Source organism: Cyanobium gracile UHCC 0281 (assembly GCF_034931305.1).
GTDB lineage: Bacteria > Cyanobacteriota > Cyanobacteriia > PCC-6307 > Cyanobiaceae > Cyanobium > Cyanobium gracile_A.
The window spans coordinates 15,817-38,009 of the sequence record NZ_JAYGHY010000019.1 but is presented as its reverse complement, the minus strand read 5'-3'; the positions used below and the strand labels follow the sequence as shown (position 1 = coordinate 38,009).

Below are 22,193 nucleotides of genomic sequence, written 5' to 3'. Positions count from 1 at the left end.
CAGAACGCGAGCCAGCCTTATCCACTTGGGGGATCCACATCTGCCGAAGTGATCATTGCCTGCCTGAGCTTATTGGAGCTGGTCAATAGCAGAGTAGTTGATTTGAATTGATACATTGGGGAGCTGATGTGCTTGACCCGATGATGCTTGGCTACGGGTATAGAAATTCACTCATTTGGAGAAGGGCTGCTCATTATTCTCTTTTGTAGCCTCTGCGGCCTGGATGTCCTCGTCTGCTATCGGGCTCGGCGCTTGAGAGCCCTTGCGCCACTTTGACGCCCTTGACCGGCGTTGGGAACCCTGTAGGCAGTCTCACCATGACTATGCCTTTCACTACCGCCGATATTGGCGTACAGCTGCTGATGGACAGCACGATCTGCTTGCAGGAGATTGATTCCCGCATCACTGCGAGGGTCTTCGCGGCGGTGCACCACCCAGATCGCGGCCCTGCAGTGCGACAGGTTTTGGAGCAGCTTTTGGCGGTCCTGGATGCAACCAGTCCGGATGGGGTGATCTGATGCGCTGGTTTTGATCCGTATCATGCTCCCTCGCCTTTGGTGGTGTTCCCAGCGTCGATTAGGCGTGGTGGATTCTGGGCGCTTCAGGTAGCGGGTGAAACACTCCCCACCGCTTTCTCGCGTCGTCTCATGAACTTTGTGCACATTGGAAACTATATGTATCACTGACCTGGCTTGGCCCCACTCCCCTCCCTCCCATCATTCGGCCTGGGCCGATAAATCGCCACCCCGATCACATCCGGCACCCGCCCCGCGTACTTCGCGAAGTTCTCACTGCGGATCACCCCCGCCCCCTCCGCCGCGTGGATCGCATCCACCACCCCATCGCGCTTCTCCAGGAAGCCCACGTGGGTCACATCCAGCCCCGGCACCTTTGTCACCAGCCCGAAGATGTCGCCGCTGCGCAGCGACGGCAGTACCCCCGGCAGCGCCGCCAGCGGGATGTAGGGCTGGTTCAGCACCAGATCCTTCTCCAGCTCCGTGATGCACTGCCTGTTGCGGGCCAGCTGCATCGGCTTGTAGCTCTTGATGTGGTTGCTCATGAAGTTGAGCGCCACCGTGCGGCTGCTCGCCCCCGGCAGGAACGGGGTGAGGTTCACCACGTAGCCGTTGCGCTCCGCCGCTTCGGCCCAGCGGCTGAAGTAATGCTGCCGCCGGCAGTAGTCCACCTCGCCATCCACGTAGCGCAGCCGCCGCACGTGCTGCGTGAAGCGCTCCACCCCTTCGTCCTGGGTGTCCACCTTGCGGCTGTTGCTCAGCGCCAGCAGCTTCTGCTTCGGGCCGCCATGGCGGGAGAGGCCCTGGAACGGCAGGGCCAGGTAGAGGCGCGCCAGGCTCACCAGGGACTGGTTTATCGGCGCCCATGCGGTGGCGTCGATCGCCTCAACCGTCAGCGCCCGCGATTCCCCCACGAATCCTGGTGGCGGGTCACCCAGTGCCACACATCCCGGTAGCGGTGGCGAGACGCTAGTGGCTGGAGCTTGATGGGTGAGGGGGTATCAGCCTGCGCACCCCCCTCTTCCAGCTCAGAAGCTGAGTTTCACGCCACCGCCATAGGCGAACTGACGACCCGTGGAAAAGACTTCATAGGAGGCAGAGATATACAAGGACGCCTTGCTGGCGATGTCGTACTCCAGGCTGCCGCTCAGCGTCAGATCGTTGATGCCGCGATTCTGCCCCGTGCTGCTGAAGCTCACGCCCGCTCCCGGCAGGTTGGCGTTCAGCGAACTGTTGCCATTGCGATCGCCCAGTGCATCCACCTGATAGGCCACGGCGACGCGTGGCTTGAGCAGCTGGCTCCTCTCAGGATTCAGGGGAATCGTGGCCGTCACCTCGGCGCCCAGCGTTCCCACCAGGCTGTGGCTGGTGTGGCCCCCCACGTTCAGGTTCATGGTCGGGTCACCGCTTTCGCTGAAGCCGTCCTGCTGATAGGCCCCATAGGCCACACCCAGTTGCGGTTTGAGCGTGACCGGCACCGTGGCGGTTGGCTTGCTGAGCGGAATCGCATAGTCAGCCTGCAGCCCCGCGGTGTAGCCATGGGCTGTTGTGCCGCCGGTGATCGCGTTGCCATTGCCCACCGCGATCAGGCGCCGGAGGCCATTGATGTTGTAATTGCCGTATCCCAGCAGGCCCTTGATCGTCCAGGCCCTATCGGATGTGTAGACCCCATAGAGCGAGCCACTGTTGATGTTGGAGCTGATGCTGTTGCTGCCGGCCCCCAGGTTGCTCAACCCTGCTGTGCCGTAGCCATAGGCCCCTCCCAGCGTCCACTGCTGGCTGGGTTGAACTTCGATGCCGTAGAAGCCACCGGCGATAGCGGCGTCATACCCCGAGAGCCCATCCCGGCTATCAATCGTGGAGGTGGCATTGCCCCCGGTCGCGAAGACGCACACCGGTGTCCCGTTCTTCCTGTCTGCGGAGGCCGCGTCGTTCCGCCGGGTGGTGCCACCAATCACCCAACCCGTCGTCCGGCAACCGCCGGCCTGGGCCATCAGGGTCTGCCGCTGCTGCCGCAGGACATTGAGCCCCACGCTCTGGAACGCGGCATAGGACTCCGGCGTGATCGAATTCACCGCCTGCTCCAGCCCGGCCCCGGAAGGAATGGCCAGCAGATTGGCCAGGCGGAACACAAGGTCGCTGCTCAGCCCTGCCGCCATGGCCTGGCCTGTGGTGAAACCCGTGCTGCCGATCGCGGCCCCGGTGGCATTGATATTGCCCGCCGCCGCGATGGCCAGGCGGTTGAAGGCCGAATCGAACACCCCCGCGGCAGCGGTGCCATTGCCACCGGCAGCCCCCAAGGCCTGCAGCGCCGAAGCCACCGCACCACTGCCGTTCCTGGGGCGCCACTGCACGTCGAAGGTGCGGGGGTTGCCATCGGCTTCCTGGATCAAGGCCGTGCCGAACTGCAGCAGCGCCGATGGGGTGATCGACGCGGCATCCAGCCCCAGGGCCAAGGGCGTCGAGAAGGGATCACTGGCGGTGAGGAGCGTGTAGCGAAATCCAGGCCAGGCCGTGCCGCCGCCATAGGAACTGAGCGCTGTCGTACCCGAAAAGACGGTGACCGTCCCGGTCACGACGACGCGGTCGCTCTGGGGACCCTGGATCTGGATGGCCTGCGTTCCCCCATTCAGGCTGTAGTTCCCGTTGACGGTCAGTGTGCCGATCGAGTTGCCCGGGGCGATCACACCACCGGAGGCGATCGAGGTGCCAGGGAGTTGGCCGGACCCAGCAATCGTGCCGCCGGATTGCACCGTCAATCCTGAGGATGGGGCGATCGAACCGTTCACGGCCAGGGTTGCTCCCTGCTGCACCGTCGTTGCCCCTGTGTAGGTGCTCAGACCGACCAGACTCGTCTGGCCGCCACTGGCGCTATTGGAGAAGGTCAGGGGGCCGTTGCCGGAAAACGTGCCTGTAAAGGTCGAAATCTTGCCATTGATATCGATGGTTCCACCCAGGCTGCTCAGGAAGTAATTCGTTGGGAACGTGCCTGGCTGGTCAACGATCACCGTGCCGCCCGCCAGCAGGGGGCTGGAGGGAGCGCTGGCCGGGGTGGTGGTGCCTGGGGTGACGCCCAGGAACCTGACATCCAGGAAGATCGCGTTGTAGGGAAATCCGCAGGGGTTCGCGGCTGGTTGTGCCGTGCACCACGTCAGCCCCCCATCCTCACTGATGGCGAAGGAGTTGTAGGTGAACCCATTGAGGCCAGTGGGCTCAGTTCTACCCGCCCCCGTATTGCCGGTGTTGCCCCATTTCGGCTGGTCGTTGATCGCGACATCGACAAGGCCAGACAGCGTCAGCCCGTAGGTGGTGTCTGGATTGAGGGTGAAGGAGCTGAGGCTGCCGAGGCTGCTGGAATCAAACGTGTAGAGCTGTCGCAGCGCGCCGATGGTGGCAGTCAGGCGCTGAGAGGCTGTCAGGGCTGACAAAGGCACCGGGTTTGCGCCGCTACTTGTTGTGGACCAGATCGAGACCCCAAGGCTGGTGGTGAGCGGCAGTGGCGTTGCAACGCTGAAGGGGTTCAGGCCCAGCGTCAGCGTGTTGATCTGGCTTGGAATTCTGCCCGTTGTGAAGATCAGCGATTTTGGTGAGCTGATGAGTCCGGTTCCGTCAATCAGCAACGATCCACCGGTTGTGCCATTGGGCGTGTTGACGATGACGACGTCGGCCTTTCCGTGGCCTGCGCTGATGAGAAATAACCCTGCAATGATCCCGGTTGACAGCCTGATGGCCTTTGAGCGTCGCCTGGTCTGGAGAAGGATCACAGGGCGGTATGGGTGGTTTTCCATCAGGTTGGTCATGTCAACTGCTGAGCAAGCCGCTGCTTGGGGGCGAGGCCACCGAGGGCCATCAGGTTCCTGCGGCCGTTATAGAACCGCAGGTAGGCCGGCAACTTGGCGTTCTTGGCGGATGGGCCGATCAGCGGCCTGTTCGAGGGGGCGGCCGCCGAGGCCACCAAGCCAGGCGCCTACCTCACGGCCAAGACCAGCTCCGTCTTCAATGCCGTACGGGTGGCGGTGCGGCTGGAGAGTGCCGAGCGTTTCGTGGCTGCCACAGGGGCGGTGAGCGGGCCTACTTCAAGCCCTTGGAAGACCACATCCAGCTGCCGCCACCGGACCAGTTGCGCAGTAGCGAGGGCTAATGGGGTGATCTGAAACGCTGGATTCGCATCGCTCTGGTCTCTGGTCCCTGCTGGGTGTTTCCACCGCACAGGGAGCGTGAACGGAATTTGGGCGGTGATGACGGCCCTACAACCATCTTCCATCGTCCTGCCGCTAGTTAGGTGGACCTCATCCCCCCGGCTTAGCCACACTCCCCTTCCCCCCATCATTCGGCCTCGGCCGATAAATCGCCACCCCGATCACGTCCTGCACCCGCCCCGCGTATTTCGCGAAGTTCTCACTGCGGATCACCCCCGCCCCCTCCGCCGCGTGGATCGCATCAATCACCCCGTCGCGCTTCTCCAGGAAGCCCACGTGGGTCACATCCAGCCCCGGCACCTTGGTCACCAGCGCGAAGATGTCACCGCTGCGTAGGGATGGCAGCACCCCCGGCAGGGCCGCCAGCGGGATGTAGGGCTGGTTGACCACCAGATCCTTCTCCAGCTCCGTGATGCACTGCCTGTTGCGGGCCAGCTGCATCGGCTTGTAGCTCTTGATGTGGTTGCTCATGAAGTTGAGCGGCACCGTGCGGCTGCTCGCCCCCGGCAGGAACGGGGTGAGGTTCACCACGTAGCCGTTGCGCTCCGCCGCTTCGGCCCAGCGGCTGAAGTAATGCTGCCGCCGGCAGTAGTCCACCTCGCCATCCACATAGCGCAGCCGCCGCACGTGCTGCGTGAAGCGCTCCACCCCTTCGTCCTGGGTGTCCACCTTGCGGCTGTTGCTCAGCGCCAGCAGCTGCTCCACGAACAGCAAACAGTCGAAGTTGGTGAGATCCAGCACCAGCTGCTCCTTCGGGCCGCCATCAAGGGAGAACCCCTTGAAGGGATAGTCGAGGAAGCGGCGCGCCAGTTGCACCAGCGCCTGGTTCATTGGCGCCCAGGCGGTGGCATCGATCGCCTCCATCGCCAGCACCCGCGTTTCACCCACGAATTTCGGCGACGGCTCCGCCAGGGCCACACCCCCCGGCAGGGGCGGCGGCGCCGCCGCCACGCTGCGGCTGGCTGGTGCGACGTTGCGCAGCAGCAGGTTGGCCGCCGCGAAGCTGGCTCCGGCGGTGATCAGCACCGTGAGGCCCAGCAGGAGAGTGGGTTTTCGCATCCAGCTGCTACCGCCGCGGCGACCCTACAGCCGCCGTCAGGCCGCGCTGCTCGCCAGCCACGCCTCCAGCCCCACCGCCGGCAGCTGGGGGCTGCTGGTGATCTCGATGATGCGGCCGATCGCGGCCGGGCTCTCCACCGCATCCAGGCACACCCGCGCCACCAGCCGCCGCGGGATGCTGTCGCTTTCCTGCTGGTCAGGCCCGCTGAAGCGGATGCCTTCGGCCTCGATCCCCTCCTCGGTTTCCTTCAGCCCCCCCGGGCGCACCACCGTCCAATCGAGGCCGCTGGCGGCCAGCCAGCGCTCCCCCACCCCCTTCCACACCAGGATCAGCCCGAACAGATTCAGGGGGTGCAGCCAGCGGCCGCTGCACAGGGAGCTCACCAGCACCACCCGCTTCACACCGGCGGCTTTGCAGGCGGCGATCTGGGGGCGCATCGCCAGGGCATCCACCTTCAACGGCCCGGCCAGATCCACCGACGGCCGTGCCCCGGTGGCGATCACCAGGGCGTCGCAGCCGGCCAGCGCCGCCGCCAGTGCCTGGCCATCGCCCAGCTCCAGGCGCACCAGCTCGGCGCCGGCCAGCCCGGGCGGCACCGCCGAGCCCGGCCGCAGGATCGCCTTCACGCCCCAGCCCCGGCCCAGGGCCTCTTCCACCACCCGCCAACCCGTCTTGCCTGAGGCTCCCGTCACGGCGATGCACGTCATGAGGTGTTTCGGTTCAAAGCGTTGGGGTCCATTCTCGTGGCCCGCCCGTTGGCATGGCGACAGCCAGGGCGGGGCCGGCTGGGTAGGCTGCCCCCATGGCCGAAATGGTTCTCGAAGTCAGTCACCTCAGCGTGCGGCGTGAGGCCGTCACGGCGGTGGATGACGTCAGCTTCCAGCTGGTGGCCGAATCCGACACCGCCCTGGTGGGTCCGAACGGGGCCGGCAAGAGCACCCTGGTGCAGGCCATCCTCGGCATCCTGCCCCGCCAGGCCGGCGAGGTGCGCTTCCTGGGCTGCAGCCTCGGCAGCCGCGGCCAGTTGCCGCGGGAGCTGCGCGCCAAGCTTGCCTACCTGCCCCAGAGCCTTTCGCCCCGGGGCCGCTTCCCGCTCACGGTGGCCGAATTCGTGGGCCTGGGCTGGGATTCGCCCGGCCTGTCGCTCCCCTGGCTGGGCCGCCAGGAGCGCAGCAGCGCCATCCGCGCCGCCCTGCGCAAGACCCTCTGCGACGACCTGGCCGACCGTCTGCTCTCCGAGCTTTCCGGCGGCCAGCTCAAGCGGGTGCTGCTGGCCTTCTGCGTGGTGCGCCCCCGCCGCCTGCTGGTGCTCGATGAGGCCCAGGCCGGCCTTGATGCCCGCGCCGCCGAGCAGTTCCACACCCTCCTCTATCAGCTGCGCCGCAGCGAAGGCTGGACGATCCTGCAGGTGTCGCACGATCTGGAGATGGTGCGCCGCACCTGCGATGGCGTGCTCTGCCTCAACCGCAGCCTGCGCTGCCACGGCACCCCCGACCACGCCCTCAGCCCCACCCGGCTGGCCCAGATCTACGGCCCGGGCTTCGTCCCCTACCACCACCGCCACCCGCCCCACCGGCCCCCCCATGCCGAGGAAAGCCCGCCGGCCTGAACGGCTCCCTCAGCGGGACGCGGGCGCCGAAAGCACGGGCAAGCCGAAGCGTGTGGGTTGCGCATACAGCCAGCGCAGCGTGGCCAGATCGCGTTGGCTCAGCGCCAGCACCGGCTGGGCCCCGGGAACGGCCGCCATGGCATCGGCGGGGTCGTCGCTGTGGCCCCACAGCCCGAAGGCATGGCCCAGCTCATGTAGGGCGGTGGCTTCGGTGGCCTCCGGCCGCTGGCCCGGGCTGATCAGCACCTGCACCTGCGGCTCCAGGATCCAGCCGGCGCCCCGGTCGGCCTCCACCACCGCCAGCTCGGCGCGGCCGTGGCTGGCCCGGGTGCGGCCGGAGGCTTGCCGCTGCAGGGGCGGCCGCCGCCGCAGGATCCGCACCTGGGCCGCCGCCGGATCCTCCACCCGGGTGATGGTCAGTTCGTTCTGCCACTGGCCCAGGGCCCGCTCCACAGCCCCGAGCCAGAGGGCGTCCCAGCGTTGGCCCGCTCCGCTTGTCGCCGCGGGCTCCACCCACACGCACCAGTGATCCAGCCGCGGCCAGCCGAAGCCCGTGGGCCGCAGCCGTTGGCGGTAGTCCTCACCTGAAGCTCCCGGGGCAATGGCGGCGGGCGGTACCGGCGTTTCCGCGACGCCTCGGGTGGCCACGGCCACGCGGCAATCCGCTTCGGCGGCCTGGAGCGGCGCCGTCAGCAGCAGCAGCGCCGGCAGCAGGCAGGCCACTGGCAGGCGGTGGAGCCGGCCCATCAGCCCGCCAGTCCGACTCCACGGGCCATCAGGGCGGCCATCAGGGGGATGGCGGCAAAGCCGGCCAGCTCAATGTTGAGCACCCAGCGCAGGCGGTTGGCCAGGGCCTCGCTCACCTGGGGCAACTCCCCCTTGCGCAGCGGAATCGCCCAGAGGATGTAAGTGATGGTGGGGTAGAGGGAAAGGGCTCCCACTGCCAGATAGGTGCCCACCTTCCACCAGAACAGGGGGTTCTCGGTGTAAAAGCTGGTGCCCTGGCCGAAATACAGCACCCGCAGGATGCCGCTGAGCAGCACCCCCAGAGCGGCCAGGCCGTAGGTCACGTCCGTGATCACCATCAGGATCGCGTCCTTGCGGTCCGGGTCGGGCCGGATCAGGCGCCGCTCCAGCACCAGGGCGCCGAAGCAGACCATGAAGCTCAGGTAGTGCACGTAGGCCACCCCGGCGCTGGAGAGCACCTCGGAGGGGATGGAGAGAAGCCCGGCCATCGGCTGGTGTCAGGGGATCGCCCCGGACGGTAGCGGCTGGCTCCTGGCCTGCGGGCCCCTGGGCGAGCACGGCCTGGAGGCCAGGTTGAAATCAGCAGAAAATAAGGAATCAGCGGCCTGTATGTGGAAGCCGCAACCAAACACTGAAGGCTTTCTGTTTGTTTCAGGAACATCCAGAAACAACCGTAGGTTCAACACAGCGATTCGGATGCTCTATGGCGAGTTCCCTCAGTGCCTTTCTCGGCGAGATTGGCCGCCATCAACTGCTCACCCCTGAGCAGGAGCTCACCCTCGGGCGAAAAGTTCAGGCGATGGTCAGCCTGCAGGAACGCTGTTCCGAGGCGGGTGGCAGCGGCCCGGCCTGCGACTACGACGATCTCGAAAAGCGCACCATGCGCAACGGCGAGCGAGCAAAACAGCAAATGGTGACCGCCAACCTGCGGCTGGTCGTCAATCTCGCCAAGCGCTATCAGGGCAAGGGCCTGGATTTACTTGATCTGATCCAGGAAGGCACCATCGGTCTGACCCGCGCCGTCGAAAAGTTTGACCCCACCCGTGGTCACCGTTTCAGCACGTATGCCTACTGGTGGATTCGTCAGGGGCTGAACCGGGCCCTCTCCACCCAGAGCCGCACGATCCGCATTCCCGTCAACGTCAACGAGAAGCTCACCCGGCTGCGGGCCGCCAAGGCGCGCCACCTCCAGTCCCACGGCCATTCCCCCACCGCCGGTGAGCTGGCCACAGCCATGGGGCTGCCCGTGGCTGAGGTCGAAGACCTGCTGGGCTGCGAGCTGCGCAGTGTCACGGTCAGCCTGCAGGGGGCCGTGCGCTCCAAGGCCGATCCCTCCGAGCTGGTGGACGTGCTGCCCAGCAACGAGCCGGCGCCGATGGAGCGGGCCGAGCAGGCCGAGCGCACCGAGTCGGTCTGGACCCTGCTGGACAAGTCCAACCTCACCCCCAAGGAGCGCACGGTGGTGTTGCTGCGCTTCGGGCTCGACGGCAGCCACGAGTGGCGCACCCTGGCCGAGGTGGCCCGGCAGCTGGAATGCAGCCGCGAGTACTGCCGCCAGGTGGTGCAGCGGGCCCTGCGCAAGCTGCGCAAAACCGGCATCGAAAGCGGCCTGGTGGAGGAGTGAACGTAGGGGGATCCACCCCTCGTTGATCGGCCTGCGTGGCCCACAGAATGAATGGACGCCCAACCCGTTGGCGTGTCCCTTCCCCCGAGCAGATCGCCATGGCTGTTGCTCCCGCTGAACAGGCGCCCGTCGATGCCGAGGTGCTGGAGAGCGCCGTTCTCGATGAAGCGCTGCTGGTGCGGCTGCTGCGTCGGGCCGGCCGCACCATCGCCCGGCCTGCCTTCGAATGCGTGGAGCTCCTGCTCGATGGCTCCACCCCTCCCCAGGTGCGGCTCACCGTGCTGGCGGCCCTCACCTATCTGCTGCTGCCCCTCGATGTGATCCCCGATTTCATCCCGGCGGCCGGCTTCAGTGACGACATGGTGGCGCTCACGGCCTTGCTGGGGCTCTGCGGCACCCACCGCACGCCGGCGATCCGCGCCCGGGCCCAGAGCCGGCTGGATCGCTGGTTCCCCCTCTTCCGCCAGCAGGGGTAGCGTCTGGCCATGCCAGCGTCCGCCCCCTCCCTCAGCCCGGAGCAGCTCGACGAGCTCCAGAGCCTCCTCAAGGACTGGTTGCGGCTCACCGGCCGTACCCAGTCCGACCTGCGTCGGGCCCTGAGGGCCGGTTCCATCCGCATGCCCGTGCTGCTTGAGGAGCTGCACCGCACCTACAGCCATCAGGGGGCAGCGGGTCTGGCCGAACGCCTCTGTGCCATCGAGGCCCAGTGGCTGGCCGAGGAGCCCGGCGAGGACGGCGATTTTGCCGCCGCCGGCGACCCGATGGCGGATTCGATGGGGCAGCTCGACCTGCTGCTGCAGGAAATCCGCGGCGACAGCGGCAGCTGACGCCCCAGACGCGCCGCGCTGGCGGGCCAGGCGACCAGCCTCCAGAGTGGGGGCTGACCGATCCTGCGGCCCCGCGCCGACGACCACCGCCATGAACGCCACCGCCGTCCTCACCCGCGCTTTCCCCTGCTCCCTGCGGGCCGCCGCTGCCCTGGTGGCCGGTCTGTGCTTCAGCGGCGCCGCCCAGGCCCAGGCCGAATCCTTCATGCTCAAGCGTGGTGGCAATGTGGGTCCGGAAACCCAGATCAAGCCCACCAACTGCGTCACCAGCCCCGATGGCTCGATCACCTGCGACACGGTGATCGAAAACTCCCCCAGTGACACACCGGCCAAGCCCAACTACCAGCCGTTCACGAACTGATGCGACGCCTGCAGCGGATCTTCCAGGACACGATCTTTCTTCGCCTGATCGACCGGGGAGAGCGCCTGGTGGCCAAGTTGCTGGCCGTCATGCTCTTTCTGGTGCTGTTGGTGGCGGCCCTCAAGTTCACCTTCGAGGTCGTCGTTCAGCTGTTCGACCCCAACCGGCGCTGGGTGGGGGAAGGTCTCATCGCCGTGCTCGGCGATCTGCTCAACCTGCTGATCGCCATCGAGGTGCTGCAGAACATCACCTCCTACCTGCGCCGCCACGTGGTGCAGATCGAACTGGTGCTGCTCACCGCCATCACGGCCGTGGCCAGGAAGGTGATCGTGCTGCCCCCGAACGCCGAGAACAAGCCCATGCTCGTGGTGGGCCTCGGGATCGCCGTGCTGTGCCTGGCGGTGGCCTTCTGGTTGGTGCGTCGGGTCCATGACGCGGAACTCGCTAAGCGGGATGGGGCGGCCAGAACAGAGCCAGCCAGATCGTTCCAGGAGGCGGGTCACTCGCCAGCAGCCGGTGCCGCTGGCCCGCACTGATCAGCAGCGCCTCACCGCAGGCCAGGCAGCGGGCTTCGGCCTCACCGGCGAACTGCAACCGGGCACTGCCCTGCAGCAGCAGCACCCATTCGTGCTCCGTCTGGTCGTACCAGAAGCCCTCGGGGCTGGAGGCGCTGCAGGAGTGGATCCGCTCCAGCCGCAGCTGCGGGGTCTGCAGCAGCACGGTGGTGAGTTCCTCACCAGGGGCTGGGCAGGGACCCCGCACCAGGGAGGCACCGGCCCCAGCAGCGGCTGATCCTGCCCCGTCGCCGGCGGCTGGCTCCCCCCAGCGGCGGCCGATCTCGAAGCCGCAGGAGCGGGCCAGGGCCACCACCTGATGGTGATCGTCACAGTCGCGCAGGGCCTGGCGCAGGGAGGGATCGGCCTCGCTCAGGGCCACGAAGGCATTCAGTTGACGCACCTTCTCCAGGAACTGCTGCAGCTGGGCTTCGGCCATCGGGGAGGGGCGCAGGCGTCAGAGCAGATCCTTGCCCATCCGCCAGCGCAGGAAGGAGACGCCGCCCAGGATCACTGTTTCTTCGGCGTCCACCACCCAGCCCCGCCGCTCGAGCAACGGCCGTGACAGCTGGCTGGCCTCGGTGCGCAGGCGCAGCACGCCCTGGGAGCGGGCGTGCGTCTCCAGGGCCTCCAGCAGGGCACCCGCCCGTCCCTGGCGACTGGAGCGACCCCGGCAGTAGAGCAGGGCGAGCCGGTCGACCGGGTCGAGAAGGGCAAACGCTTCGATGATCGTCTCGTCGCCGTTGGCACAACTCACCAACCCGTGGCCGCGTAGCAGTGACGACCGCAAGGCTTCATTACGGCTCGCCTGTTGTGACCAGGCCTCGATCTGTGACGGGCTGTAGAGGTTGCCGGCCTGGCTGATGACCGCCTCGTGATAAACAGCGATCAGCTGTTGGCAATCGTCGGGCCGGAGTGGACGGATCGGCAGCATCGTGGCGGTGAATGTGCATGGATTGTCGCCGCTATCGGCAGAAGGCTGATGGTGCTGGTGTATGTTTTATGTCTCACCACACAGCCGACAACCCGTACATACCATGTTGACAGGATCGGATTTGCTGGCAAAGGTCAAGGAACTCGGCGATGTCGGAAAGTCTGAGATCGTGCGGGCCTGTGGCTATGTTTCCACCAAGAAGGATGGCGCCGAGCGCCTGAACTTCACCGCCTTCTACGAGGCCCTGCTTGAGGCCAAAGGCGTCGAGTTCGGTGCAGCCGGCAAGGTGGGCAAAGGCGGGCGCAAACTCAGCTATGTGGCCACGGTGCAGGGCAACGGCAACCTGCTGATCGGCAAGGCCTACACCGCCATGCTCGATCTCAAGCCCGGCGACGAGTTCGAGATCAAGCTCGGCCGCAAACAGATCCGCCTGATCCCCGCCGGCAGCGCCGACGAAGAGGATTGATCCGCTGGCGCCCGCTGGTCTCGGTGCTGGTGGCCTTGCTGCTGGTGCTGGGCCTGATCCTGCCGCCTCCGGCTCTGGGTGTCGCCGCGGCAGCTTTCGCTGTGGATCCCGGTGATCGCGATCGCGTCAGTCTCGAAGCCGGCGGCCGGCTGTTTGAGGCCCATTGCGCCGGCTGCCATGTCCAGGGTGGCAACATCCTTCGCCGCAACAAGACATTGAAGCTGGCAGCACTGGAGCGCAATGGCGCCGCCAACCCAGAGGTGATTGCCACGATTGCCGCCGCAGGCCTCGGCCAGATGGGCGGTTACGGCGAGGCCCTCGGTGATGGCGGGGCCGAAGCGGTGGCCGCCTGGGTGTGGCAGCAGGCCCAGGCGGGTTGGCCCCGTGGCTGAGGCAGGCCTCAACGCTCCAGGCGTCCGCCCGATTCAGAAGGCCTGGATCCAGGGATAGACCTCCACGGCCGTCCAGATGCCCTGGCGCCAGTAGATGTCCCCTTTGACAAGGTTCTCCACCGTCTCCAGGTCGTCGGCTTCGTAGAGGCCGAAGACGTGGCTGGCGTCGACCGTGGGCCCCAGGGTGAGCAGCACGCCCTCCTCTTTCTGGCGTTGCAGTCCGGCCAGATGCTCGTCGCGATACGGGCTGCGGCGCTCAAGGGCGTCGGCGCAGTAGGTGCCCCAGAGGACGAATTTCATGGGCCGCAGGGTGGGGGGTAGAACGTCCCTCAGCCTTTCATTCTCCGCGCCCTTCGTTGCATTTTTGAAACACCAGCAGGCGGTTGTTGGCCGGCATCGCCGCATCGGCCTGCAGGTGCAGCCCCAGGCGAGCGGCTTCAACCTGAAGCGTCTCGGCATCACGCACCCCCATGGCCGGATCCAGCTGCCGCAGCTGGGCATCGAAGGCCCCATTGCTGGCGGCCGTGTGCTCATCGCCGTAGCGGAACGGGCCGTAGATCAGCAGCAGGCCATCGACCGTCAGCACCCGGGCACTGCCGGCCAGCAGGTGGGGCACGGCGGCCGCCGGCATGATGTGCAGCGTGTTGGCTGTGAACACCGCTTCGAAGGGCCCGGCGGGCCACTGGGCCTCGGTCACATCCAGCACCAGCGGCGGTGCCACCCGGGCCCCCGGGGCCAACCCCGCCTGGCCCTCCAGGGCAAGGCGTCCGGCCAATCCAGCCAGGGATTCGGAGCGCTCACTGGGCTGCCAGCACACCCCCGGCAGATGGCGGGCCATGTGGATGGCGTGCTGGCCACTGCCCGAACCCACCTCCAGCACCCGCGCCGCCGGGGGCATCCAGCGGCGCAGCAGCGTCAGGATGGGGTCCTGGTTGCGCAGGCAGGCGGGGGAGAACGGCAGACTGTCGGGGAGCATCGGCCCATCATGGGGGTTGTCGCTCGATGGCCATGCGAACCCCTGCTCTGCGCCCCATCCCACGGCTCAGCCCGGCGTCACTGTTGGCGGCCCTGGCGCTGCTGCTGTCGTTGAGCGCCTGCGCCCCTGTGCTGTAGCTCGGCTAGAGCGGCTGATCAAGGGCGGCGCGCAGCTCGGCGGCGAAGGCGCCGGCATCGGCGGCCACATCAGCTCCGCTCTGGTGGGCCTGGGCCATGCGCCGCACCAGGGCGCTGCCCACGATGGCGCCGTCGCCACCCCAGCGGCGCACCTGCAGGGCCTGCTCGCCGGTGGCGATGCCGAAGCCCACGGCCACCGGCGTGGGGCCCAGCTCCTTCAGCTGCTGCACCAGTGGCCCCACCCGCGTTTCCAGGCTGGTGCGCACCCCCGTCACCCCGGTGACGCTCACCAGGTAGGTGAAGCCGCGGCTGGCGGTGTGGATGCGGGCCATGCGCTCGGCCGGGGTGTTGGGGGCCACCAGCAGCACCAGATCCAGACCATGGCCGGCCGCGATGGCCGACAGTTTCTGGGCCTCCTCCAAGGGGAGATCGGGCACCACCAGGCCGGCGGCACCGGCGGCGGCGGCTTCGCGGCAGAAGCTGTCCATGCCTCGGTTGAGCAGGGGGTTGCTGTAGGTGAACAGCACCACCGGCAGGGTCAGCTGGCCCCGCAGGGACTCCAGCATCGCCAGCACCCGGCCCGGGGTGGTGCCGGCGGCCAGGGCCCGACTGGCAGCGGCCTGGATCACCGGGCCATCCGCCAGCGGATCGCTGTAGGGGATGCCCAGTTCGATCAGATCGGCGCCGGCGGCCTGCAGGGCCAGCAGGCTGGCGGCGGTGATCGACAGATCGGGGTCCCCGGCCATCAGAAACGGCATCAGGGCACAGCGACCCTCGGCCCGCAGGGCGGCGAAGCGCTGCTGGATCGGCGTGGGGGTGGTGGCAGGGCCGGCGGTGGCGGCAACGCTCATCGGGCCGGGTTCAGGACGGTGCCCCTGAGCCTATGGGGTCGTCTTCACATCTCAGCATCGGCCTGCAGCTGGCCCACCTCGGCCAGGAGTCTGGCCTGCTCCTCGGGGCTCATGGCGTCGAACTTGCGCTGCAGCTCATCGTCGGTGACGGCGTCGTAGGCGGCCCGGTAGCGGCGCCGCTGCTCCATGTAGGTCATCTTGCCGCCCACCACCCGCAGCAGGTAGCTGGCGGTCCACCCCAGCACCACCAGCATCAGCAGGGCCGAGGCGGCGATGCCGGGGGAGAAGCCTTCCAGGCCGCTGGAGCGGAACACCCAGTAACCGCCGCCGCCGATGGCGAAGACCGCCAGTCCGAGCAGGATCGCCTGGGCCCGGGTCATGCCGTTTTGCCCTGGCCGGCCATGCGCAGGTTGAGGAAGGGGGCGAACAGGATCAGCCCAGGGAAGAACAGGAACACCAGGCCGTAGATGGCCGTGCGCTCGATCTTGCCCATCACGGTCCAGCGCTTGTGCATCCACCAGTAGAGGGCCAGGGGCACCACCACCAGGTAGGCGCCGGCCAGGGCCAGATAGGCGCCGATCACCAGCAGGGTGTCGAGCGGCAGGCTGCTCAGGGGTCCGCTCAGGGCCACCGGGGGTGTCGCGAAGTGAGCTGAATCTAGGATCCCCCTGCGGGGGCATGGCGAAATTGGTAGACGCAGCGGACTTAAAATCCGCAGGCCGCAAGGCTGTGGGGGTTCAAGTCCCCCTGCCCCCATCGTTGGTGCTTCTGGGAGTGGGCTCCTGATGCTGGCGCTCCTGCTGGAGCTGGTGGGCCGGCCGCTGCTGCAGGCCATCGCGCGACCCGAGCCCCGCGCCCACCTGGCGCCGCTGCCGTTGCCCCCTCCGGGGCCCTACACCGTGCTGGTGGCGGATTGGGGTCACCACACCTCGATCGTGGTGCAGCAGCCACCAGGCTGGCGACTCGGTCCCCCGGGGGCGGAGGCGGCCCCGTTCGTGGAAGTCGCCTGGGGCGACCGGCGTTACTTCCATGGCGCTGACCGCAGCCCACAGACCCTGATCGCCGCCCTGTTTCTGCCCACCGATTCGGTGCTGCTCCTCGCCGGCCACCCCGATCCACCGCGGCTGGAGGGAACGGTCGCCGCGTGGCAGCGTCGGGTGGAGGCCCCCACCCTGCAGGCCCTGCTCACCGCCCTGGAGCGCTCAGCCCAGCGCACCCCCGCCGGCGGGCGACGCGCCCCCCTGCCATGGCGGCCCGGCCATGGGGGTCGTTTTGTCCTGGCTCACGGCACCTATCTGTGGTCTCGCAACTGCAACTGGTGGACCGTGCAGCGGCTGCGGGAGGCCGGACTCGCCATCGACCCGACAGGGGTGGTGCTCGCCGCCCAGGTGCCTGGGCGTTTGCGGGGCTTTCGGCCCGTGGCCAGGCCAAGAGAGCGGGCTCTTGAGGTGATCGTCCCCCATCCCTGAGGCTGAGAGTCGGGCCGCGATGCAGGGCACGCAGGGCAAAAGTTCATCACTAACTGTGTCTGTGGCTCTCCACACGCAGTCTCTCCATGGGCTTTCTCATGGGCTTCTCCCGGCCTAGACCAGCACCAACGAGGGATTGGAAAATTGGTTCATGTCGCTCCGCTGCTAGCCGCCACCTGTCTGGCGGGTTTTGCCCTGTTGCAGTTGCTGTTCAGCATCGGCACCTGGTGATGATCGGGATAGCCCCTGCCCCTCCCCAGCACCATGAAGGTGATCGTTGATCTTTGTGTGGTGCCGATTGGTGTGGGGGTGAGCCTGGCGTCCTACGTGGCCACCTGCGAGCGGGTGCTGCAGCAGGCCGGGCTGACGATTCGGCTGCACCCCAACGGCACCGCCATCGAGGGCGAGTGGGCGCCGGTGATGGCGGCGATCGAGGCCTGCCATGTCGCCGTGCATGCCATGGGCTGCCCGCGGATCTTCACCACCGTGACGATCAACACCCGCACCGACCGCGACCAGAGCCTCGACGACAAGCTGGCCAGCGTGCAGGCGCTGCTGGGGTGAGCCTCATAGGAGCCATCCCGGCCGCAGCAGCAACGCCAGCCCCAGCGCCAGCATCACCCCGCCACTGATCAGCTTCAGCCAGCGGCCGCCGGCTTCGGTGAGTTTGTTGCTGCTCAGGGCCAGCACGGCGGCGGCCACCATCAGGCTGTCATCGGCGATGTAGCCCAGGATGTAGAGGCCCAGGTAGGCGTAGTGGGTGCTGTCCGGCAGGTTCTGCTGGCTGAGCACTGCCGTGTAGATCGCCGGCAGGCCGGCGGTGCAGAGCAGTTCCACGGCATTCACCACCACGGCCAGGACCGCCACCGCCGCCAGGGCCGGCAGCAGGGAGCGGGACTGGACGACGTTGCGCAGGCGGGCGTAAAGGCCTGGCTTGGCCGACGCCGGGATCGAGAGGCTGAAGCCGCTGCCCTGGCGCCGACTGTCCAGCACGTTGACCACCCCCACCGTGATCGCCAGGCCGGCCAGCACCAGCCGCAGCCCGGTGGACCAGCCCAGCAGCAGAAACACGTTCAGCCAGGCGGCCATGAAGGCGTAATAAACCGCGCCGCTGACCAGCACGAACGTGCCCGCCACCAGGGCCATGCGGCGACGGTTGTGCCAATGCACCAGCAGCGACAGCAGGAACAGCAGCACCCACATCGCGCAGGGGTTGAAGCCGTCCAGCAGCCCCATCGCCAGGGTGAACAGGGGCAGGCCGAGCTCGGCGACGCTGAGGCGGCCCAGGGGGCCGAGGCTGAGCTCTCCGGCACCGGCCGCGCCCTCGCCCGGGTTGGCTGTGCTGGGCGTCGCCACCAGGGCAAGCAGTTCGCTCCCGCGGCCGCCGGCGTCGTCGAAGCCCACCAGCAACCGGCCGGCATACGCAAAGGTGGGCACGCCGGGGGCCTGGATGCCCGCCTGCCGCGACAGGCGCATCAGGTCGTCGCGGGCCTGCGGATCGACCCCCACGTCACGCAGCCGCACCTGCACGGCTGGCCGCTGCCGCTGCAGCTCGGGCAGGAAGGCCTTGGCGGCGGCGCAGTGGGGACAGCCCTCGCGCACGAACACCTGCAGTTCCGCGGCGGCAGCGGCGGCTGCGGGCGGTACCAGGCTCAGCAGGGCCGCCAGGGCCAGGGCCATCAGCGCTTGCCGCCAAAGTCTTTTCGTTGCCGTGGCTGTCCCCATCGCCATCGCTCCTCGGCCTGGTCTTGATCCTCGCTGTGGTTTGGCGGCTGGTGGGAAACTGGGTCGCTTTCCTGTGCCTGCTGGCGGGGCTGACGATGGATCCAGCCGCGTCCACTGGCGCCGGAATCTTCGGCCTCCTGCTGTTCCCAGGGGTGGAGGAACTCGATGCCATCGGACCCTGGGAGATGGCCACCCTGTGGGCGCGCCAGAGCGGTGGACCCGAACAGTGTCTGCTGATTGGCCAGAGCGAGGCTCCGGTGACCTGCGCCAAGGGGCTGGTGCTGCTGCCCCAGGCCAGCTTCGCCACAGCTCCCCCCCTGGAGGTGCTGCTGGTGCCCGGCGGCCTGGGCACCCGCACGCAGGTGAACAATCCCGAGTTGATCAGCTTCATCCGCCAACAGGCCGCCCACTGCCGGGCGGTGCTGTCGGTCTGCACAGGAGCCTTCCTTCTGCATGCCGCGGGCCTGCTCAGCGGCAAGCGGGCCACCACCCACTGGGCCTCCCTGGAGCGGCTGCGGGCCCTCGGCGACGTGGTGGTGGTGGAAGAACGCTTCACCCGCGATGGGGCGATCTGGACGGCGGCGGGCATCTCGTCGGGCATCGATCTTACCCTGCAATTCATTGCTGAAACGGCAGGAGAAGAGGCGGCCGCTCAGGTACAGCTGGAGGCCGAATATTTCCCTTCGACGAAGATCTATGGGTCTGCCGCCAGCAGTGGCAAGGGGGCGGCTTACTTTCAGACATCGTAAGACGAATGGATAGGTGTTTGCACTCATCATGATGACGATTAAATCTGATTAGGATGAGTCAAAAGCAGAGGAAATCCCATGACAACCTGTGAGCGATCCAGTACAACGACCTATCCCCAGCCCAACGCCGCGGAAGCCCTTCATCAGGTGAAGGATCTGGCTCTCCGTGATCCGGTGTTCGCCGAAGCCTTGCAAACGTCCGAAACGCCCCAGGCAGCAGCTGATCTGGCCAGCCAGCACGGCATTGAGGTGAGTCCGGCAGCGCTCTGGCGCCGCCGCGGCACCCTGGAACCCGGAGGCCAGCCCACCTGGCGTGGCTGAAGCTGCCGGGGCTCGAGGCCCGGTCAGGGTTGGCAAGGACCCTTGAGTTCGATGCTGTTCCCCTCCGGATCCTCGAGATAGAGGGCCGGACCGATACCCTCCGCCCCGTAGGTGTGATGGAGGGGGCCGGTCTGGAGACCATGGCGGCGGAAATGGGCCCGCAACGCCTCTTCATCGAAGGGTTCGATCCGTAGGCAAACATGATCGAGGTTGTGGCCTTCCGCCGCCGGCTCCGCACCTCCCCGGCGACCCAGTTCCCCGTTGACGGCCGCCAGATCGATCAGGCTGTTGCCGGCCCTGAGGTGGATCAGGCCGAGTGCTTCGTTGCGTCGTGCCACGGTGCATCCCAGCACGTCGATGTAGAAGCGCTCCATGCGCTCCAGATCCCTGCAGCGCAGGACCACATGGTCAATGCCGATGATCTCCATGGCGGTTGCCTCGCTAGCCATCGTTCACGCTGCCGTGCCGCCTGAGCCGTTCAGAGCGCAGGCTGCCAGCTGGCACTCCGGTCTTTGATCGTGTCGGTCTGGTCGCTGAAGGCCAGCACCTGGTTGCGCCCGGTCTGTTTGGCCCGGTACATGGCGCGGTCGGCCCTGGAGATGATCTCGTCGGAGTCTTCGCCAGGTTCGACCATGGTGACGCCGATGCTCAGGGTGATCGACAGGAAGCCAGCACTGGTGGAGATCGGTTCGGCCACGGCCCGACGCAGCTTGTCGGCGATGGTCACCGCATCGCTCAGATGTCGCACCCCTTGCAGCACCACCATCAATTCGTCGCCACCAATGCGGGCGGCCATGTCGCCGCTGCGCAGGCCCATGCGGATTCTCGTGGCCACGGTCCTGAGCAATTCATCACCAGGCACGTGACCGAAGGTGTCGTTGATCTCCTTGAAGTTATCGAGATCGCAGAACAACACGGCCGTGGCATGGCCTTGGCGCACCACACGGCCGGCGATGGCGGTGATCTGCTCCAATGCCTCGTGGCGGTTCACCAGCCCGGTCAGTTCGTCGGTGCAGGCGCGGCGGGCCAGCTCCCTTTCGGCGGCCACCTCCTGATCCACGGTCCGGAAGGATCCCACGATGCCGTCGAGGTGGCCATCGAGATCTCTGTAGGGACTGGCATGCAGTTCCACCCAGCGTTGGCTGTGATCGTGGGCCAGGGCCTGCAGCCTGCTGACCACCGTTCGACCGGCGGCGAGGGCGTGAAGATCGCGCTCCAGGGCCGGTTGCTCCTCGGCGGGAATGAAGCGGCTCAGGGGATGGCCGATCCAGTCTCCCGGCTGCCATCCCAGCATGCAGGTGAGCGACGGGGAGATCCAGCTGATCAGCTCGTCCTTGATCAGCAGCACCACATCGCTGGAGTTCTCCGCCAGCAGCCGGTAGCGCTCCTCCGAGGTGGCCAGGGCCGCTTCCGCCTGAACCATCTCGGTGACGTCGTTGAACTGGGCGATCACGAAGGCTGTGGTGCCGTCGGTATGGCGCGAGCAGGAGACACTGCAATCCACCCAGATGCAGCGGTCGGGCCGCTGGAGGATGCGCTTGCGCAGTCGGTAGCAGGAGCGTCGACCGCTGAGCAGTTCCTGCATCAGCGGGGCTTCGCTGGCCTGGTCGGCCGCCGGTGAGAACGCCTGCCAGGTGAGGCCCTCCAGGCCAACGTGGTCCTGGTCGAGCAGCCCGCTGCCCGTGGGGTTGATGGAGAGGAAATGCCCCTGGGCGTCGAGCAGGGCGATGCCGGTGGAGGCGTTCTCCATCGTGAGGCGCAGCCGTTCTTCCGAGGCCTCCAGGGCCGCCTTGGTGCGCTCCTCCGCCTGACGTGCCTCCACCTCCCCCTGGATGTCGCGCCAGCTGCCGACCATCCCCAGCACCTCGCCAGCGGCCCCGAGCACCGGCCGCAGGGCCATGGACACCCAGCGGCTGCCCCCATCAGCGGTCCGGAAGCGCAGCTCGCAGACACTGCTGTTTCCCTGCAGGACCAGGCCGATGCTCTGATCCAGCTGCCCGCGGTCCGCCTCCAGCAGCAGTTCGTCGATGGTGCGTCCCTGTAGCTGCCGGGAGTCATGGCCCAGTAACTGGTGCACCGACGGGGAGATCCAGGCGATCCGCCCGTTCAGGTTGCTGCTGAGGACCACATCCGGGGCATTTTCGGCCAGCAACTGGTAGTGCTGCTTGAGCTCCCGGTTGCTGCGGTCCTTGGCCTGCAGTTCCCGGGCCAGATGCAAGGACACCCAGGCCATCCCGATCAGCCCGACCAGCCGCAGCAGCAGTTCCAGCGTTGTGGGCTGGGGAGCCTGAAGGGACCAGACAACCGTCAGCACGATCGCCAGGCTCGTGAACCCACCCACCTGGCGTGGCGTGGCGAAGGAGGCCGCCAGCACCACGGGGATCCAGTAGTAAGGAAACAGAGTGAATCCCAGGCTTCTGGTGAGGGCCAGATCCAGCAGAAAGAGGCCGATCAGGGCAGCAGCCGAGACGACGACTCTTGGATGGTAAGGAGGGCGGAAAGGAATCAAAATATTCTGACTAACGAATGTGACTGCTAATCATTAGCCGTCCATTTCACCGGGTTGGGGTGAAGATAGTTAGTTGTTGATGCTTTCCGAATGGGTGTCGGAACTGTTCTGGTGGCCGTTGATGTGCTTTTCGCAGGCCATGGCCGCTGAACTGAGCAACAGAACAAA

At 67.0% G+C, this 22,193-nt stretch carries 29 protein-coding genes and 1 tRNA gene; 14 read left to right on the top strand and 16 right to left on the bottom strand.

The window, feature by feature from the left end; all coding sequences use genetic code 11:
* Window positions 1–679: 679 nt before the first annotated feature.
* Both VB739_RS07880 and VB739_RS07875 read right to left on the bottom strand, forming a co-directional pair.
* Window positions 680–1,459, bottom strand: a complete 780-nt coding sequence (locus VB739_RS07880; protein ID WP_323356547.1) for an N-acetylmuramoyl-L-alanine amidase-like domain-containing protein — start codon at window positions 1,457–1,459, stop codon at window positions 680–682.
* A gap of 84 nt (window positions 1,460–1,543) precedes the next feature.
* A complete protein-coding gene (locus tag VB739_RS07875; protein ID WP_323356546.1) occupies window positions 1,544–3,943 on the bottom strand; it encodes an autotransporter domain-containing protein in 2,400 nt (799 codons plus the stop codon).
* Between the two features lie 465 nt (window positions 3,944–4,408).
* Between VB739_RS07875 and VB739_RS07870 the strand changes: the two genes are divergently transcribed.
* Window positions 4,409–4,669 (top strand): hypothetical protein, encoded by a 261-nt coding sequence (locus tag VB739_RS07870; RefSeq protein WP_323356545.1) that lies wholly within the window; start codon window positions 4,409–4,411, stop codon window positions 4,667–4,669.
* A 135-nt stretch (window positions 4,670–4,804) separates the two neighbouring features.
* Here VB739_RS07870 and VB739_RS07865 read toward each other — a convergent pair whose 3' ends face one another.
* Window positions 4,805–5,773, bottom strand: a complete 969-nt coding sequence (locus VB739_RS07865) for an N-acetylmuramoyl-L-alanine amidase-like domain-containing protein (RefSeq protein ID WP_323356544.1) — start codon at window positions 5,771–5,773, stop codon at window positions 4,805–4,807.
* A 36-nt stretch (window positions 5,774–5,809) separates the two neighbouring features.
* Entirely contained in the window at window positions 5,810–6,481 is a 672-nt protein-coding gene (locus VB739_RS07860; RefSeq protein WP_323356543.1) for an SDR family oxidoreductase, read from the bottom strand.
* A gap of 95 nt (window positions 6,482–6,576) precedes the next feature.
* Between VB739_RS07860 and VB739_RS07855 the strand changes: the two genes are divergently transcribed.
* Window positions 6,577–7,383 (top strand): metal ABC transporter ATP-binding protein, encoded by an 807-nt coding sequence (locus VB739_RS07855; protein ID WP_323356542.1) that lies wholly within the window; start codon window positions 6,577–6,579, stop codon window positions 7,381–7,383.
* 9 nt (window positions 7,384–7,392) lie between these two features.
* Here VB739_RS07855 and VB739_RS07850 read toward each other — a convergent pair whose 3' ends face one another.
* Window positions 7,393–8,130 carry a peptidase gene (locus VB739_RS07850; RefSeq protein WP_323356541.1) on the bottom strand — a complete coding sequence of 246 codons (738 nt, stop codon included), beginning with the start codon at window positions 8,128–8,130 and terminating at the stop codon, window positions 7,393–7,395.
* A complete protein-coding gene (locus VB739_RS07845) occupies window positions 8,130–8,618 on the bottom strand; it encodes a DUF2214 family protein (protein WP_323356540.1) in 489 nt (162 codons plus the stop codon). Before VB739_RS07845 ends, VB739_RS07850 begins: the two co-directional genes overlap by 1 nt.
* 215 nt (window positions 8,619–8,833) lie before the next feature.
* On the opposite strand from VB739_RS07845, the gene VB739_RS07840 reads away from it, so the two are divergent.
* The 5 genes from VB739_RS07840 (at window position 8,834) to VB739_RS07820 (ending at window position 11,478) form a co-directional block, all read left to right on the top strand.
* Window positions 8,834–9,754 (top strand): sigma-70 family RNA polymerase sigma factor, encoded by a 921-nt coding sequence (locus tag VB739_RS07840; protein ID WP_323356539.1) that lies wholly within the window; start codon window positions 8,834–8,836, stop codon window positions 9,752–9,754.
* A gap of 98 nt (window positions 9,755–9,852) precedes the next feature.
* Window positions 9,853–10,230 (top strand): YkvA family protein, encoded by a 378-nt coding sequence (locus VB739_RS07835; protein WP_323356538.1) that lies wholly within the window; start codon window positions 9,853–9,855, stop codon window positions 10,228–10,230.
* Window positions 10,231–10,239: 9 nt separating this feature from the next.
* Window positions 10,240–10,581, top strand: coding sequence for a hypothetical protein (locus VB739_RS07830; protein WP_323356537.1), 342 nt, complete (start codon window positions 10,240–10,242; stop codon window positions 10,579–10,581).
* 91 nt (window positions 10,582–10,672) lie between these two features.
* Window positions 10,673–10,942, top strand: a complete 270-nt coding sequence (locus VB739_RS07825; protein ID WP_323356536.1) for a hypothetical protein — start codon at window positions 10,673–10,675, stop codon at window positions 10,940–10,942.
* Window positions 10,942–11,478, top strand: a complete 537-nt coding sequence (locus VB739_RS07820) for a phosphate-starvation-inducible PsiE family protein (protein WP_323356535.1) — start codon at window positions 10,942–10,944, stop codon at window positions 11,476–11,478. Before VB739_RS07825 ends, VB739_RS07820 begins: the two co-directional genes overlap by 1 nt.
* Here VB739_RS07820 and VB739_RS07815 read toward each other — a convergent pair.
* The gene (locus VB739_RS07815) at window positions 11,387–11,935 is read right to left on the bottom strand and encodes a Nif11 domain/cupin domain-containing protein (RefSeq protein WP_323356534.1); all 549 of its coding nucleotides are present in this window, start codon (window positions 11,933–11,935) and stop codon (window positions 11,387–11,389) included. The genes VB739_RS07820 and VB739_RS07815 overlap by 92 nt on opposite strands.
* A gap of 18 nt (window positions 11,936–11,953) precedes the next feature.
* Window positions 11,954–12,430: a GNAT family N-acetyltransferase gene (locus VB739_RS07810; protein WP_323356533.1), complete on the bottom strand. Its 477-nt coding sequence runs from the start codon at window positions 12,428–12,430 to the stop codon at window positions 11,954–11,956.
* 103 nt (window positions 12,431–12,533) lie between these two features.
* Between VB739_RS07810 and VB739_RS07805 the strand changes: the two genes are divergently transcribed.
* Together VB739_RS07805 and VB739_RS07800 are read left to right on the top strand one after the other, a co-directional pair.
* Entirely contained in the window at window positions 12,534–12,896 is a 363-nt protein-coding gene (locus VB739_RS07805) for an AbrB family transcriptional regulator (RefSeq protein ID WP_323356532.1), read from the top strand.
* A complete protein-coding gene (locus VB739_RS07800; RefSeq protein ID WP_323356531.1) occupies window positions 12,893–13,288 on the top strand; it encodes a c-type cytochrome in 396 nt (131 codons plus the stop codon). Before VB739_RS07805 ends, VB739_RS07800 begins: the two co-directional genes overlap by 4 nt.
* 33 nt (window positions 13,289–13,321) lie before the next feature.
* Here the strand turns inward: VB739_RS07800 and VB739_RS07795 are convergent, their stop codons facing one another.
* The 5 genes from VB739_RS07795 to VB739_RS07775 form a co-directional block, all read right to left on the bottom strand.
* Window positions 13,322–13,588: a YciI family protein gene (locus VB739_RS07795; protein ID WP_323356530.1), complete on the bottom strand. Its 267-nt coding sequence runs from the start codon at window positions 13,586–13,588 to the stop codon at window positions 13,322–13,324.
* A gap of 37 nt (window positions 13,589–13,625) precedes the next feature.
* The gene (locus VB739_RS07790; RefSeq protein ID WP_323356529.1) at window positions 13,626–14,264 is read right to left on the bottom strand and encodes a DUF938 domain-containing protein; all 639 of its coding nucleotides are present in this window, start codon (window positions 14,262–14,264) and stop codon (window positions 13,626–13,628) included.
* Window positions 14,265–14,406: 142 nt separating this feature from the next.
* Window positions 14,407–15,252, bottom strand: a complete 846-nt coding sequence (gene trpA / locus VB739_RS07785) for a tryptophan synthase subunit alpha (protein WP_323356528.1) — start codon at window positions 15,250–15,252, stop codon at window positions 14,407–14,409.
* 44 nt (window positions 15,253–15,296) lie between these two features.
* Entirely contained in the window at window positions 15,297–15,632 is a 336-nt protein-coding gene (locus tag VB739_RS07780; protein WP_254944063.1) for a DUF3007 family protein, read from the bottom strand.
* A complete protein-coding gene (locus tag VB739_RS07775; protein WP_323356527.1) occupies window positions 15,629–15,883 on the bottom strand; it encodes an NAD(P)H-quinone oxidoreductase subunit L in 255 nt (84 codons plus the stop codon). Before VB739_RS07775 ends, VB739_RS07780 begins: the two co-directional genes overlap by 4 nt.
* 41 nt (window positions 15,884–15,924) lie before the next feature.
* Here VB739_RS07775 and VB739_RS07770 point away from each other — a divergent pair.
* From VB739_RS07770 to VB739_RS07760, 3 genes are all read left to right on the top strand, one after another.
* Window positions 15,925–16,008, top strand: a tRNA-Leu gene (locus tag VB739_RS07770).
* Window positions 16,009–16,037: 29 nt separating this feature from the next.
* Entirely contained in the window at window positions 16,038–16,721 is a 684-nt protein-coding gene (locus VB739_RS07765; protein ID WP_323356526.1) for a DUF2459 domain-containing protein, read from the top strand.
* Window positions 16,722–16,985: 264 nt separating this feature from the next.
* The gene (locus VB739_RS07760; protein WP_323356525.1) at window positions 16,986–17,285 is read left to right on the top strand and encodes an MTH1187 family thiamine-binding protein; all 300 of its coding nucleotides are present in this window, start codon (window positions 16,986–16,988) and stop codon (window positions 17,283–17,285) included.
* 3 nt (window positions 17,286–17,288) lie between these two features.
* Here VB739_RS07760 and VB739_RS07755 read toward each other — a convergent pair whose 3' ends face one another.
* Window positions 17,289–18,401, bottom strand: a complete 1,113-nt coding sequence (locus VB739_RS07755; RefSeq protein ID WP_323356524.1) for a glutaredoxin family protein — start codon at window positions 18,399–18,401, stop codon at window positions 17,289–17,291.
* Between the two features lie 68 nt (window positions 18,402–18,469).
* On the opposite strand from VB739_RS07755, the gene VB739_RS07750 reads away from it, so the two are divergent.
* Entirely contained in the window at window positions 18,470–19,195 is a 726-nt protein-coding gene (locus tag VB739_RS07750; RefSeq protein WP_323356523.1) for a DJ-1/PfpI family protein, read from the top strand.
* A 78-nt stretch (window positions 19,196–19,273) separates the two neighbouring features.
* Window positions 19,274–19,516 carry a hypothetical protein gene (locus VB739_RS07745; RefSeq protein ID WP_323356522.1) on the top strand — a complete coding sequence of 81 codons (243 nt, stop codon included), beginning with the start codon at window positions 19,274–19,276 and terminating at the stop codon, window positions 19,514–19,516.
* Between the two features lie 23 nt (window positions 19,517–19,539).
* Here VB739_RS07745 and VB739_RS07740 read toward each other — a convergent pair whose 3' ends face one another.
* Together VB739_RS07740 and VB739_RS07735 are read right to left on the bottom strand one after the other, a co-directional pair.
* Window positions 19,540–19,965 carry a VOC family protein gene (locus VB739_RS07740; RefSeq protein WP_323356521.1) on the bottom strand — a complete coding sequence of 142 codons (426 nt, stop codon included), beginning with the start codon at window positions 19,963–19,965 and terminating at the stop codon, window positions 19,540–19,542.
* A gap of 29 nt (window positions 19,966–19,994) precedes the next feature.
* A complete protein-coding gene (locus tag VB739_RS07735) occupies window positions 19,995–22,025 on the bottom strand; it encodes a PAS domain S-box protein (protein ID WP_323356520.1) in 2,031 nt (676 codons plus the stop codon).
* Window positions 22,026–22,193: the final 168 nt, after the last annotated feature.